Here is a 13,851-nt window from a genome sequence, read left to right as displayed (position 1 = left end):
AAGTGCGTTGTCCGTACGGGCGTCGCCTCAGCAGCAGGCACCGCTCGCACCGCTGGACTGTGCGATGCCTTCGCGCAGGGGATGGGTGGTGGCACCCGAACCGTTCAACCAGAGTCCGCTCGTCACAAGTCCACCGACGAAGACGACGATTGCTATGAGCGTGAATACTTTGATGCTCATCAAAATCTCCTCTCCGAGCATTTACGGATGACGCGTTGACAAGAAGAGTCAACAAGAACTTACTCAATTAGTCAAGTATTAATCTCGCAAAAGACGATCTCGAAAAGCGGAATGCCCTTGCCCATATGAAATCTGAATTGGCGTCAATTCAGAAAATGCCTGTCCAGACCGCTTCGCGTCAGCGAATCGATCATGCCGTCTCCATTGGATCGTCGGCGACTTACTGGTAACGTTGATCTGTCATCCCGGTGGTCATAGCCACCTCCAAGGAGCCCACATGGACCCTCTCGAAAACACGACGACGACAGGGCTGGGCGAGCGCATCCGGCTGCTGCGCGGCAAACGTGGCCTCAAGCAGCAGGATCTGGCGTCCAGCGAGATATCGGCGAGCTACATCTCCTTGATCGAATCCGGCAAGCGCGCCCCCTCGGAGTCCGTGCTCGCCGCGCTCGCGGAGCGCCTCGGCTGCTCCGCGGAGTACCTGCGCAGCGGCCGGGACGACCACGAGCTGGAAGAGGCACGTCTGCGGCTGGCCTTCGGTGAGATGGCTTTGCGCAACGGCAGCAACGGCGAGGCGCTGCAAACCCTCAGCGAACTGCTGACCAGGCCGAGCCTCCTGGACGTCTCCATGACCCGGCGCGCCCGCATGGGCCAGGCCTCCGCGCTGGAGAAGCTGGACCGCACCGAGGCCGCCATCGCGGTGCTGGAAGAGCTCTACCGCGACCCCGACCTGGCCCCGGGTTCCACCGAGTGGTGCCAGACGGCGGTCGCCCTGTGCCGCTGCTACCGCGACGCCGGCGACATCACGCTCAGCATCGAGATCGGCGAGCGGGCCATGTCCCGGCTGGACGCCCTCGGCCTGGACGTGACGGTCGACCACGTCCAGCTCGGCGCCACACTCATGGCGTCGTACCACATGCGCGGTGACCTGACCCGGGCCCAGCTCATGGGCGGCAAGCTCCTCGACGCCGCCGAGAAGCAGGGCGCGCGGGCCGCGCGGGGCGCCGTGTACTGGAACGCGGGTCTGGTGGCCCGCTCCCGCGGCCAGCTCAACGAGGCCATGGCCCTGGTGGAGCGGGCGCTCGCCCTGATGTCCGAGGACGACAACCTGCGCCATCTCGCCATGCTCAAGATGAACTACGGCTCGCTCCTGCTCCAGGTCGACGAGCCCGAACCGGCGCGCGGCAAGCAGCTGTTGGAGGAGGCACAGCAACTGCTCGCCGAGGTGGGCAACGCGCCGGAGCTGGCCCAGTGCGAGATCGGTCTCGCCGACGCCGACGCGATGCTCGGGCAGTGGGACGAGGCCGCGGCACACGCCGAGCGCGCGCTCGGGCTGACCGGCACCGAGTCCCGCATCCAGGCCGTCGGTGCCCGGGGCACGCTCGCCGAAATCCAGCTGATGCGCGGCAACTTCGACCAGGCCGCGCAGTATCTCCAGGCCGCCACCCGGCAGTTGCGCCAGTTCCGGCCGTCCCACCAGGTGGCTCTCAACTGGCGTTACCTGGGCGACCTGTGGAAGCGGCAGGGCAACACCGCCGAGGCCCTCAGGGCGTACGACCGGGCCCTGTCGGCGGCCGGCATGGCACCGCACCGCGACCCCAGCCAGATCTTCACCGAGCACCACCGTTCCTGAGCCCCCGGCCGTATTCCCGAATCCGGCCGAGTTCCCTACCGTCCAGGTGGAGTTCGGCTCGCGGGCGGCGCCGCACAAAGGCATGGACCATTGGCCGTCGTGCCTGGTAAAGGCATGGACCATTCGACATCGAACAGACCGGCGGAGCAGGTCGCCCGGTTCCGTTTCCCGCCGGACCGGAGCCCTCCGAACCCCTCGCCTGGAAGAGTGTCCGGGCCGGGGGGTTCGTCGTGTTTCCGGTCGGGACGCCGGCGGCGAGCCGGTGAACTCCCCCGAATTACCGCGCCGTTCGCCGGAACAAGGCCGCCGGACGGCGCCCATTTCCTGGCGCGGGAATTCCTGCCGCGTACCGCCGACGGGAATTCCGAATACGGCCCGGGTTCTCAATTCCCGGTCGGTGCAAGGGAATTCCCGGCGGCGGGGGCCGTCAGCGGGAGGTGTTCGCCAGGCGGTGCACGGCCGCGAGCGGGATCGGCAGCCGGTCGGGGCGGAGCCGGGACTCGTACACGGCCTCGTATACGGCCTTGTCCGCCTCGAAGGCGCGCAGCACCACGGGCCGGCAGTTCGGGTCCTCCCGTCCGGCCGCCGCGTAGCCCTCGATGAACGCGCGCCGGTTGCGCAGCGCCCACGCGGACGCCCGCCGTCGCCGGCGCAGTCGTCGGGCGGGTGAGCCGTCCTCGGGATCGGCGGTCTCCAGGTCGGCCAGGCCGGTGCGGGCCGCATAGTCGAAGGAGCGCAGCATGCCGGCGACGTCCCTCAACACCGGTTGCGGGAGGGCGCGTTCGGCGGCGGTGCGGGCCGGTTCGCCCTCGAAGTCGACGATGCGCCAGCCGTCGGCGGTGCGCAGCGCCTGGCCCAGGTGCAGGTCGCCGTGGGTGCGCTGGGCGAAGACGGGGTTGCCGCGCCCGGCGACCCGGGCGTAGTCGTCGAAGAGGGCGCCGATCCGGGTGGTGTAGCGGGCCAGTGCCGGGACCTCCTCGGCGGCCTCCTTGAGCCGCATGTTCATCCCCGCCGCCTCCTCGGCCACGTCCTGCGCGGTGAGCCGGCTGCGGCCGAACGCCTTGTCCAGCGCGCCGTGCACCTCGGCGACGGCCCGGCCCAGGCTGTGCGCGTGCGGGGTGAATCCGCCGCCGGTCGGTACGCCGCGGCCCGCGTCGTCCATGCAGTCGCTCGCGTGCCGTACCGCCTCCTCCCAGCCGTCCCGGGCGTCGGGCAGGAACTCCTCGACGAGGCCGAGCACCAGGCCCTCGGCGCCGGGGGCGTCGCTGTGCAGGGCGCCGTAGAGACGGGGGGTGCGGGCGCAGTGTTCCCGGGTGAGGGCGTGCAGGGCCTCGACCTCGGTGTGCGGGCCGGGTTCGGGGCGGCGGAAGATCTTGAGGAGGATCTGGCCGCCGTACGCCACGGCCGTGTTGCTCATCTCGCCGTCGAGCGGGTGGGGCACGAGGCCGACGGGGAGCGGATAGCGGCCGGTGCGTTCCAGGCGGGGGCCGGGGCCCGTGCCGCCGCCCGCCAGTGTGCGCAGCAGCAGTCCGAGGAGGGCGCCGTCGGCGAGCGCGTCGTAGACCCGCCAGCCCTGCCAGGGGCCGGCCGGGACGGTGGTGATCGCGGCGGGTTCGAGGCGGGCGGGGAGCTCGGGCCGCAGGCCGAGGAGGAGTTGGTAGTGCAGGGTCTGTCCGTCGGGGCGGGTGGCCGAGACGACGGCGTGCAGCAGCAGGGGTGGTTCGTCGCCGAGCGCGGAGGCCGCGCGGGCTTCGAGGCGGGCCCCGGTGAAGCGGGCGTCGAACCAGCGGCGGCCCTCCAGCCAGGGTCCGAGGGCCGGGAGCAGGGGTTCGAGGATGCCGTCGCTCATGATCCCTCCGCGGGTGTGAGCACGTGCGCGACCTGGTGGGCCGGATCGAGGCGTACGTAGGTGGACTCGCCCCAGGCGTAGGTCGCCCCGGTGAGTTCGTCGCGCAGCTTGAGCGTGCCGTCGGCGGGCAGCCCGAGGGCGACCGGGTCGCAGGTGACGGTGGCCTCGTGGGCGTGGTGCGGATCGAGGTTGACGATCACGAGAACCAAGTCGGCGGCACCGTCCGGGAGTTCGACGCTCTTAGTGTAGGCGAGGATCTGGTCGGAGTCGGTGCTCTGGAGTCGCAGGTTGCGCAGCTCCTGGAGGGCCGGGTGCTGTCGGCGGAGCCGGTTGAGGAGGGTGATCAACGGGGTGATGGTGCGGCCCTCGGCCTCCGCCAACGCCCAGTCCCGGGACCTGAGTTGGTACTTCTCCGAGGCGAGGTAGTCCTCGGTGCCCTCGGCCAGCGGGGTGTTCTCGCAGAGTTCGTAGCCGGCGTAGACGCCCCAGCTCGGCGCGGCGGTCGCGGCGAGCACGGCCCGGACCTCGAAGGCGGGTCTGCCGCCGTGCTGGAGGTAGGCGTGCAGGATGTCGGGGGTGTTGACGAAGAGGTTGGGCCGCAGGAACCCGGCGCTTTCCAGGGCGAGTTCGGGCAGGTAGTCGGTCAACTCCTCCTTGGTGTTCTTCCAGGTGAAGTAGGTGTACGACTGCTGGAAGCCGGCCTGCGCCAGCGCGTGCACCATCGCCCGCCGGGTGAACGCCTCGGCCAGGAACAGCACATCGGGGTCGGTGGCGTCGACCTCGGCGATCAACCACTCCCAGAACTGCACGGGTTTGGTGTGCGGGTTGTCCACGCGGAAGATCCGCACACCCAGGTCCATCCAGTGCCGCACGATCCGCAGCGCCTCGGCGTACAGGCCCTCCGGGTCGCCGTCGAAATCGAGTTGGTGGATGTCCTCGTACGTCTTGGGCGGGTTCTCGGCGTAGGCGATGGAGCCGTCGGCGCGGTGATGGAACCACTCGGGGTGCTCGGTGAGCCAGGGGTGGTCCGGTGAGCACTGGAGGGCGAGATCCAGGGCCACTTCGAGGCCCAACTCCCTTGCCGTGGCGACGAAGTGGCGGAAGTCGTCCTCGGTGCCGAGGTCGGGGTGGATCGCGTCGTGGCCGCCGTGCCGGGAGCCGATGGCCCAGGGCGAGCCGACGTCGTCGGGGCCGGCGTGGAGCGTGTTGTTCGCGCCCTTGCGGTGGGTCGTGCCGATCGGGTGGACGGGCGGGAGATAGACGACGTCGAAGCCCATCGCGGCGACGGCGGGCAGCCGCTCGGCGGCACTCCGCAGTGTGCCGCCGACCGGGCGGCTGCCCGCCTGGACCACCGCTCCCTCCGAGCGCGGGAACAGCTCGTACCAGGAGCCGACGAGGGCGCGCCGGCGTTCGACGCGCAGGGGCAGGGGCCGGGAGGCGGTGACGAGGTCACGCAGCGCGTAGCGCCCCAGGGCGGCCGTCACCCGGGGGGTGGTGACGGCGGACAGCCGGGCCGGAGGGGGGCCCAGGGTGTCGCGGAGCGCGGCCACGGCCGCGGAGACCGCCTCCCGGCGGTCCGATGCGGTGAGGCCGAGGGCCGCCCGTTCGTGCAGCAACGCGCCCTCGGCCAGGGTGAGTTCGGTGTCGACGTCCGCCTCGACCTTCAGCGTGGCGTCGTGCCGCCAGCTCTCCAGCGGGTCGGCCCAGGCCTCGACACGGAAGGTCCACAGACCCTCCGTGTCGGGCACCACGGTGGCCCGCCAGCGGTCGGCGTCCTCGTCGACGAGGGTCATCGGGACCCGGTGGGCGGGGCGCCCCGCGGGATCGTGCAGGACGACGTCCGCGGCGACGGCGCCGTGGCCCTCACGGAAGACGGTGGCCGTGATGTCGAGGTGTTCTCCCGTCACGGCCTTGGCGGGCAACTCCCCGTCCCGTACGCGTGGTTGGACGTCGAGGACGGGGATGCGCCCGGTCACCGGTGTCATGGTCGACTCCTCCCCGCTCGGATCCCGTCAGCGGAGCCCGGTCGGGGCCGGCGTCCGGGCTGCGAGCAGGTCGATGATGGTCCGGGCGAAGAGGTGGCAGTGGTTGCCGGTGCGGCCGGTGACCAGGTCGTCGTGGATGACGACGTCCTGGTCGACGTACTCGCCGCCCATGTTCCGCAGATCGCCCAGCAGGTTGTTGTGCACCACCGCGCGCCTGCCCTGCATCAGTCCCTGCACGGGCGCGGCCAGCCACATGCCGTGGCAGATGATGCCCTTGAGGATCGCCGGGTCGGCGAACGCACGGCGCAGGAACTGCGAGGCGGGCGGCAGCAGTTGGGGGTCCTCGGTGAAGCGCAGCCGGTCGGCGACCATCCCGGAGGGGACGATCACCGCCGAGTACTCCTTCAGCGCGAACTCGTCGAGGTCCTCGAAGGACTCGGTGACCTCGAAGGGCATGCGGTGCTCATGGCCCTGGAAGGTCATCTGCTCGTTGCCCCACAGCCGGGACAGGAAGTGGATCTCGGCTCCCTCCTCGGGGAAGCGGTAGCGGTAGTAGAGGATCTCGGGCTCGTAGAAGTCGCTCTCCATCAGGACGGCGATCTTGTGACCGGACAGTCGCACGGCGGCTACCCCTTCCCCTTCGCGGTGACCAGGTCGATGAGGAACGGCCCGCGGTGCGCGAGCGCCTGCGCGACCGCCTCCTCCGCCTGCCCGGGCTTCTCGACCCGGACGGCGGCCACGCCGAGCGAGCCGGCGAGGGAGACGAAGTCGACGGCCGGGCTGCTCAGGTCGAAGATCTCGGGCTGTTCGTGGGCGGGGATGTGCTGCTCCCGCCAGTACTCCTCGATGTTGTCCTCAAGGAGCTGGTAGCTGCCGTTGTTGCAGATGACGAACTTGGCGGGGAGGCCGTAGCGGGCCGCCGTCCACAGTGCCTGGAAGGTGTACATGCTGCCGCCGTCGCCGGTGAAGCCGACCACCGTGCGGTCGGGGTGGGCGAGTTGGGCACCCAGCGCGCCGGGGATGCCGACGCCGAGGGAGCCGCCGCGGGTCTGCATCCACTGGCCCGGCACGGTCGGCGCGAGCCGGCGGAAGATCTCCGGGGACGCCGTCAGGGCCTCGTCGAAGAGGATCGCGTCCGACGGCAGCCGGCGGGCGAACTCCTGGGCGAGGGCGATGGTGGGCAGTTCCGCGGCCTCGGCGGCGGCCTCGGCCCGCTCGTCGGCCTTGGCGAGCGCGGCCGAGCGCTGCGCGGCGTGCCGGCGCAGCCGCTCGACCGCCGCGGTCCGCCGCCCGAGGCCCATCTCCCGGCCCAGTGCGTCGGTGAGGAGACCCAGGGTGGCCTTCGGGTCGGCGACGATGCCGAGGTCGACGGGGTGGTTCTTGGCGATCGCGCCGGAGTCGAGGTCGATGTGCACGACCGGGACGCCCGCCCCGAAGACGCCGTCGAGCGCCGGGTACACCTCGGGCAGTGCGTAGGTGCCCACGATGAGGACACCGTCGGCGGCACCGGTGATCTTCCGGCTCTGCTCGCCGAACATGTGGCCCAACTGGCCCGCGTAGGCGGGGTGTTCGACGGACAGGTTGACCTCGGCCCAGTCCGCGCCGTACACGTCGGCGCCCCACACCTCGGCCAGCCGCCCCAACTCGGCCTGGGCGCCCGCGAAGTGGACACCGTCACCGGCGACGACGATCGGCTTGCGGGCGTCGGCGAGCAGCGCGGCGGCCTTCGCCACGGTGTCCGGGGTGGGCAGGCTGCGGGTCTCCGGGTAGGACACCGGCACCACCGGTTCGGCGGTCTCGTGGTCCATCACGTCGGCGGGCAGCACGACCAGAACCGGACCGTAGGGCGGGGTCGCGGCGACCTTGAAGGCGCGGCGCAGGACGCGCAGCGTGGAGTCGGGATCGACCACGCGGGTGGCCCACTTGGTCACCGGCTTCGCCATGCCGACCAGGTCGGCGGCCATCTGCGCGTCCATGCTCTCGTAGCGCAGTCCGGACTCGCCGACCAGGGTGACGATCGGGGCGTGGCCGCGCATCGCCTGGTAGAGCATGCCGATGCCGTTGCCGAGCCCGACTCCGGAGTGGAGTTGCAGGACCGCCGGGGTACGGGTGGCGCGTGCGTAGCCGTCCGCCATGCCGACGGCCGTGCACTCCTGCAGGGCCAGGATGTACTGGATCGAGGGGAAGGAGCGCAGTTCGTCGAGGAACCCCTGCTCGACCGTGCCGGGGTTGCCGAACATGAACCGGACCCCTTCGGCCTGCAGTTGTTCGAGCAGCGCGATCCGCGCGGGCCTGCTGTCCATCGTGTGCTCACCTCTCGTCGGAGCAAAGGGTGTCGGGCGGCCTCAGTCGGTCGCCGTGAACCCCCACTGCCGCAGGCCCTCTTCGAGGACCTCGACGGTCTTCTGACCGGTCAGATAGGAGTCGGGCGTCGAACGGCCCGTGATGAACGGGTAGTCGACGATGACGGAGGTCGTCTTGCCGAAGTTTCCGTGGTAGGCGCCGCCGGGTGCGGTGGCGTCGCGCAGGATGTACTCCAGCGGGTACGGGGGCGGCCCCATCACGAAGTCGGTGCCGAGGAAGCCGGTGCCGTCCTTGTAGTCGTACTCGATGCAGTGGCCGGTGACGTGCTTGCCGCGGAGGAGGGAGACGCGGGTCTCCTGGTCGCGGGCGAAGGCGAGGCAGGCGACGCCGTAGCACTCGGCGGCGATCGGCCGGTCCAGTGCGTGGAAGGCGAGGATCAGGTCGTGGACGCGCCAGTTGTTGGCGAGGTCGACGATCGGTCCGCTGCCGCCGACGATCAGCAGCGCGTCGTAGCGGTCGGCGATCTGTGAACGCACCTGCTCCAGGCGGGTGTTGTAGGCCTCCCAGTCGCGCAGGAAGTACGGCTTGGACCGGTAGGGCCGGTCGGGCAGCCAGGACGACAGGTCGAGGGGGTTGTCGAGCCGGTCCGAGGCCTCGACCTTCCGCACCTTGTCCGCCGTCTCGGGCGTGGTGACGGAGCGGCCGAGCGGCGGGTCGACGTACTCGGGGTCCATGCTCGGCGGCAGCGCGTGCGGGCGCTTGCCGGTCGCGGTGGCGAAGGTGAGGTGGTAGCCGGCCTGGTCGAAGGTCTCCAGGGGGCCGATCAACTCCTCACCCCAGTAACCGTATTCGGACAGGACGACCAGAATGCGCTTGCTCATGGGGTTCCTCCCGTTCGGCGGGACGGTGCCGACTGGCGGATTCCTGTGTACGTCCGCGGAGTTCGCGCCGGTCGTCGGCGGGGCCCGGGTCGCGGCACATCCTCAAGTGGCCGAACGCACTACGGCATGTCCTGGCCATCGATCTTCGACCTGCGAACTCGGGCGCTGCCGCAGGGAGTTGCCGCAGCTCTCGCGGCGACTTCGCACAGTGCGGCCGGTCCGCGTACGCGAGCGGCCGGGGCGGGCGCGGTTGTGGGGTCATCGGACGTGTGTCGCTTCCGGACCCCGGGAGCGGAACCCCGATGAGCGGAGACTTTCATGCCGAGCGAACAGACCGGCTCCGACCGGGAGATCGCCGAGTTCGTGCAGCGCTGGTACGACCTGCTGAGCGAGCACGCGCCGGTCGAGGAGCTGCTGCCCTTCGTCGCCGACAAGGGCCTGGTGATGGCCTTCCCGGAGCGGACCCTGTACAGCCACGCGGACTTCGTGGACTGGTACGCGGCCGTGGGCGTCGCGTTCAGCGACCAGAGCCACACCGTCGAGGAGCTGACCCAGCACGAGGACGGCACCCGTATCGGCCTCGACGTCACGGTGGTGTGGACCGCCAAGTCGACGGCGGACGGCGTCGTTTCGTCCTTCCGGATCAACCAGAAGTGGCAGTTGGAACGTTCCACGCCGGGTGCCCGTCCGCTGATCGTCGACTACCGCGTCGGCGAGCCGGCCGCCATCTGATCCCCGACACCTTTTGGAGGCTGTCATGCCGTCGAAGTCGGTGCCCTCAGGGGCCGATTACATCGTGGTGGGCGCCGGCTCGGCCGGCTGCGCGGTCGCGGCCCGGCTGAGCGAGGACCCGTCCGTGAGCGTGGTCCTGCTGGAGGCGGGCGGCTGGGACGAGCGCCCCGAGATCCATCGGGCCGACGCGGCCTCGGTCCTCTCGCTGCTCACCGCCGAGTGGCGGAGCGAGATCGACTGGGGCTACGTCACCGAGTCCGAGGCGGGCATGGAGGGCCGCCGTGTCCCCGTGGCCCGTGGCAAGGTCGTCGGCGGGTGCAGTTCCGTCAACGCCCTGATGTGGGTGCGCGGCAGCCGACACGACTACACCCGCTGGGTCGCCGAGGGCGCCACCGGCTGGTCGTACGACGACGTCCTGCCGTTCTTCCGGCAGGCCGAGGACTTCTCGGGCGGCGCCGACGCGTTCCACGGCGCGGGCGGTCCCGTCCGGGTCCGGCGGCTCGACCGGCCCGCGCCGATCGCCCGGGCGTTCGTGGAAGGCGCCGGTGAACTCGGCTACGCCACGGACACCGACGGCGACTACAACGGCGCCCGGCAGGAGGGCTTCGGCTTCCTGTACCAGACGTTCCGCGACGACGCGGGCCACCGGTGCAGCACCGCCGACGCCTATCTGCGCCCGGCCCTGGACCGTTCCAACCTGACCGTGCTCACCGACACCCTGGTCACCCGGCTCCTGCTGGACGGGTCGCGGGTCACGGGCGTCGAGTACGTCCAGGACGGCACCCGGCGCCAGTTGCGCGCCGAGGGTGAAGTCATCGTGTCCGCCGGGGCGTTCGAGACGCCGAAGCTGCTCATGCTGTCCGGGATCGGTCCGGCCGCGCATCTGCGGGAGCACGGCATCCGGTGTGTCCAGGACCTGGCGGGTGTCGGCGCGGGACTGCAGGACCACCTGTTCGTGCCGATCTGCTACCAGTCGCTGCGGGAGCACCCGGACGGGGCGTTGCTGTCCGAGGCGGGGCTGTTCACCCACACCCGTGAGGCGGGCCCGGAGGACTCCCCCGACCTGCAGTTCACGTTCGGTCCCATCAAGTTCCTGCCGGCCGACGCCCCCGCCGACCAGTGGGAGGGGCCCGGCTTCACCTTCGCGCCGATCGCGCTGCGCCCGCAGAGCCGGGGCCGGATACGACTGCGCGACAGCAGCCCGGAGTCCAACGCCGTCGTCAGCGCCGGCTACCTCACCTCCACGGCCGACGTCGACGTCCTGGTCCACGGGGTGCGGCTGGCCCGCGAGTTGGCCGCCACCCGGGCCTTCGACCCGTTCCGCGGCGACGAGCTGGGCCCCGGCAAGGACATCACAGGCCCCGAGGAGCTGCGCGGGTACGTCGCCGCGAACGCGACCACCCTGTGGCACCCGGCCGGCACCTGCCGGATGGGCACGGGCGCGGACGCCGTCACGGACCCGGAGCTGCGCGTGCACGGCATCGCGGGGCTGCGGATCGCGGACGCGTCGGTGATGCCGTCGATCACCGCGGGCAACACGCACGCGCCCAGCGTCATGATCGGCGAGCGTGCGGCGGCGTTCGTCCGCGAGGCCGCCGTCCCGTCCCGGTCCGCTCCTTCGGAGTCCGTGCCGTCTCTCTCCCGACCGTCCCTGTCCGACGTCCACTTGAGCTAGGGGATGCAGCATGTCCGACCTTGACCAGACCCAGCAGGAGAACCTGGCGCTGTACCGGCGCTTCCTCGACGCGTTCAACTCCGGTGACCTGGCGGAGATCCCCCGGGTCATCGCCGCCGGGTTCACCGACCACCACCCCGGGTTCGACATCACCGGCATCGACTCCTACCTGGAGGCGCTGCGCGGGGCGTACACCTCCCTTGATCTGAAAGGCGAGTTGGACGAGCTGTCGGCGCTCGACGAGGACCGGGTCCTGACCCGGGTCAAGCTGACCGGCACGCATCTCGCGCCGCTGCTCGGCCTCCCGGCCACGGGCCGCAAGGTGGAGTGGTCCACCACCGAGATCTGGCGGGTCCAGGACGGCCTGTTCGTGGAGCGCTGGGCGCAGGACGACATGCTCGGCCTGCGCGAGCAGATCTCCTCGGACGCCCTGAACCTGGCCGTCGTCCAGCAGGTCAGCGACGCCGTCAACCAGCGCCGCCTGGACGACCTCGACGACCTGTTCGGGCCGACGTTCCACGACAACAACCCGGCGTGGAGCTGCGAGAGCCTGGAAGAGCTGAAGGGGATCATCCAGGGCGCGTACGACGGGCTCGACTTCTCCGTGGGCCTCGACGCGCTCTACCCGGCCTCGCCCGACAAGGTGATCATGCACATCACGTTCCACGGCAAGCACATCGCGCCGTTCTTCGGCCAGGAGCCGACCGGCAAGGAGGTCTCCTGGACCAGCCTGGAGGTCTACCGCCTTGAGGACGGCAAGGTCGTCGAGCGCTGGGTGCAGGCCGACACCGCGGGCCTGATGCGCCAGGTCGGCGTCCCGCTCCCCTGATCGTTCCCGCACCCCAGAACAGCCACAGGAAAGGACGGGCGCATGGACACCCGAGAAGTGGTCGACACGTACTACCGGCTGGCCAACTCCGGCGAGTGGGACGCCTGGTGCGACCTGTTCGCCGCCGACCAGACCATGGACGAGCAGCTGGCCGGACATGTCGAGGGCCGCGAGACCCTCCGGGAGATGATGAAGGGCTTCCCGGAGATGTACGCCTCCTTCGCCAACGTCCCCCGGCACGTGGTCGTCGACGGCGAGCAGGCCGCGGTGGTCTCCGACATCACCGGCCGCACCCACGACGGCATCACCGTCGAGGCCAAGGTGTGCAACTACTTCCGCGTCACCGGCGGCCTCATCACCTACTTCGCGAACTTCCACGACAGTGTGCCGTTCGCCGCGGTCACCGGGAAGTGACGGCGATGACGACCGCTGCCCCGGCCGGCCTGCGCTGGTCGCACGTCGGCCTCAACTGCCGTGACCAGAAGGCCACGGAGGACTTCTACACCCGGCACTTCGGGTTCGCCCGGGCCCGGGTGGTGGAGGCCGACGGGGTCCGCGTGGTGTTCCTGCGCAACGGCCCCGTCTATCTGGAGCTGTTCGCGACCGACGCGGACGCCCTGTTCACCACGGCGAAGGACGGCCCGGCCAACCCCGGCACGGCACGCCATCTCGCGTTCCAGGTCGACGACGTGGACGCGTTCCTCGCCGCCGCCGGGGGCGAACTGGAGCCGCTGCTCGGCCCGTTGACCTTCGACGACTTCATCCCCGGCTGGAAGACGGTGTGGGTGTCCGACCCGGACGGCATCGTGCTGGAGGTCAGCCAGGGATACACCGATCAGTCCACCGACGAACTGGCCACGTACGCCTGACAGGAGAGTCCCCCACCATGAGGCCCGTCCCCGACCAGACCATCCTCCTCACCGGCGCCACCGACGGCATGGGCCATGAGCTGGCCCGTGAACTCGCCGCGCAGGGGGCGTCGTTGATCCTGCACGGCCGCAGCGCGACCAAGGGTCAGGAGCTGCTGTCCGAACTGCGCGCGTCCACCGGCAACGACAGGCTCAGCTACGAGCTGGCCGACTTCTCCTCGCTGGAGGACATCCGCAAGCTCGCCGACCGGATCCTCTCCACCCACGACCGGCTCGACGCGCTGGTGAACAACGCCGGCATCGGGGTCGAGCTGGCCCGCCAGGAGAGCCAGGACGGCCTGGAACTCACCTTCCAGGTCGACTACTTGGCGGCCTACATGCTCAGCTGCCGGCTCGCGCCGCTGCTGGTGCGCTCGGCCCCGGCCCGCATCGTGAACGTCAGCTCCGCGGGCCAGGCGCCGATCGACTTCCGTGACGTGATGCTGGAGCGGCACTGGGACGGGGTGCAGGCCTACTGCCAGGCGAAGCTCGCCCAGATCAGCCTCACTTTCGACCTGGCCGAGCGGCTGCGCGGCACCGGGGTGACGGCCAACGCCCTGCACCCGGCGTCGTACATGCCGACCAAGATGGTGGTGAACCTGTTCACCCCGCAGAGCTCGGTCGAGGAGGGTGTGCACAGCACCCTGCGCATGATCACCGACCCCTCCCTCGACGACGTCACGGGCGCCTACTTCAACCGCACCCAGCGCTCCCGCGCGGGCGCCCAGGCCTACGACGAGCGCGACCGCGCCCGGCTGCGCGCCCTGAGCGAGTCGCTGACCGGGGTGAGCTTTCCGGCCGAACTGGTCTGACCCCGCACTGTGTAACACCGAGCCCCCGCCTCGTGCACGCGAGGCGGGGGCTTCGTGGTGTGC

Annotated in this window: 13 protein-coding genes; 7 read left to right on the top strand and 6 right to left on the bottom strand. The window is 70.6% G+C overall.

Going from position 1 to position 13,851, the window contains the following annotated elements; all coding sequences use genetic code 11:
• Positions 1-27: 27 nt before the first annotated feature.
• On the bottom strand, positions 28-180 hold the full coding sequence (locus OG496_RS47690) for a hypothetical protein (protein ID WP_158697264.1): 153 nt from the start codon (positions 178-180) through the stop codon (positions 28-30).
• A 277-nt stretch (positions 181-457) separates the two neighbouring features.
• Between OG496_RS47690 and OG496_RS47685 the strand changes: the two genes are divergently transcribed.
• Complete coding sequence (locus tag OG496_RS47685; RefSeq protein WP_366491817.1) at positions 458-1,813, top strand: helix-turn-helix domain-containing protein; 1,356 nt, start codon at positions 458-460, stop codon at positions 1,811-1,813.
• 427 nt (positions 1,814-2,240) lie between these two features.
• On the opposite strand, the gene OG496_RS47680 is transcribed toward OG496_RS47685, so the two are convergent.
• Genes OG496_RS47680 through OG496_RS47660 form a run of 5 tightly spaced genes read right to left on the bottom strand, consistent with a single transcriptional unit; the run spans position 2,241 to position 8,832 of the window.
• Entirely contained in the window at positions 2,241-3,662 is a 1,422-nt protein-coding gene (locus tag OG496_RS47680) for a maltokinase N-terminal cap-like domain-containing protein (protein ID WP_405975342.1), read from the bottom strand.
• Positions 3,659-5,647 (bottom strand): alpha-1,4-glucan--maltose-1-phosphate maltosyltransferase, encoded by a 1,989-nt coding sequence (locus tag OG496_RS47675; RefSeq protein ID WP_405975341.1) that lies wholly within the window; start codon positions 5,645-5,647, stop codon positions 3,659-3,661. Before OG496_RS47675 ends, OG496_RS47680 begins: the two co-directional genes overlap by 4 nt.
• A gap of 27 nt (positions 5,648-5,674) precedes the next feature.
• Complete coding sequence (locus OG496_RS47670; protein ID WP_019060074.1) at positions 5,675-6,268, bottom strand: DJ-1/PfpI family protein; 594 nt, start codon at positions 6,266-6,268, stop codon at positions 5,675-5,677.
• 5 nt (positions 6,269-6,273) lie between these two features.
• A complete protein-coding gene (locus OG496_RS47665; protein WP_405975340.1) occupies positions 6,274-7,950 on the bottom strand; it encodes a thiamine pyrophosphate-binding protein in 1,677 nt (558 codons plus the stop codon).
• 42 nt (positions 7,951-7,992) lie between these two features.
• Positions 7,993-8,832: a type 1 glutamine amidotransferase domain-containing protein gene (locus tag OG496_RS47660; protein WP_405975339.1), complete on the bottom strand. Its 840-nt coding sequence runs from the start codon at positions 8,830-8,832 to the stop codon at positions 7,993-7,995.
• Positions 8,833-9,150: 318 nt separating this feature from the next.
• Here OG496_RS47660 and OG496_RS47655 point away from each other — a divergent pair, with 318 nt between their 5' ends.
• Genes OG496_RS47655 through OG496_RS47630 form a run of 6 tightly spaced genes read left to right on the top strand, consistent with a single transcriptional unit; the run spans position 9,151 to position 13,788 of the window.
• Entirely contained in the window at positions 9,151-9,564 is a 414-nt protein-coding gene (locus OG496_RS47655) for a hypothetical protein (RefSeq protein ID WP_366491821.1), read from the top strand.
• Between the two features lie 25 nt (positions 9,565-9,589).
• Complete coding sequence (locus OG496_RS47650) at positions 9,590-11,239, top strand: GMC family oxidoreductase (protein ID WP_405975338.1); 1,650 nt, start codon at positions 9,590-9,592, stop codon at positions 11,237-11,239.
• A 10-nt stretch (positions 11,240-11,249) separates the two neighbouring features.
• Positions 11,250-12,068: an ester cyclase gene (locus OG496_RS47645; protein ID WP_405975337.1), complete on the top strand. Its 819-nt coding sequence runs from the start codon at positions 11,250-11,252 to the stop codon at positions 12,066-12,068.
• Positions 12,069-12,110: 42 nt separating this feature from the next.
• Entirely contained in the window at positions 12,111-12,482 is a 372-nt protein-coding gene (locus OG496_RS47640; RefSeq protein ID WP_365612622.1) for a nuclear transport factor 2 family protein, read from the top strand.
• A 5-nt stretch (positions 12,483-12,487) separates the two neighbouring features.
• Positions 12,488-12,937, top strand: coding sequence for a VOC family protein (locus tag OG496_RS47635; RefSeq protein WP_405975336.1), 450 nt, complete (start codon positions 12,488-12,490; stop codon positions 12,935-12,937).
• Between the two features lie 17 nt (positions 12,938-12,954).
• The gene (locus tag OG496_RS47630) at positions 12,955-13,788 is read left to right on the top strand and encodes an SDR family NAD(P)-dependent oxidoreductase (RefSeq protein ID WP_405975335.1); all 834 of its coding nucleotides are present in this window, start codon (positions 12,955-12,957) and stop codon (positions 13,786-13,788) included.
• Positions 13,789-13,851: the final 63 nt, after the last annotated feature.

The sequence above is a fragment of the Streptomyces sp. NBC_00988 genome (assembly GCF_045162645.1).
In the GTDB taxonomy this organism is placed as follows: Bacteria; Actinomycetota; Actinomycetes; order Streptomycetales; family Streptomycetaceae; genus Streptomyces.
This window is presented reverse-complemented; position numbering and strand designations above follow the sequence as displayed.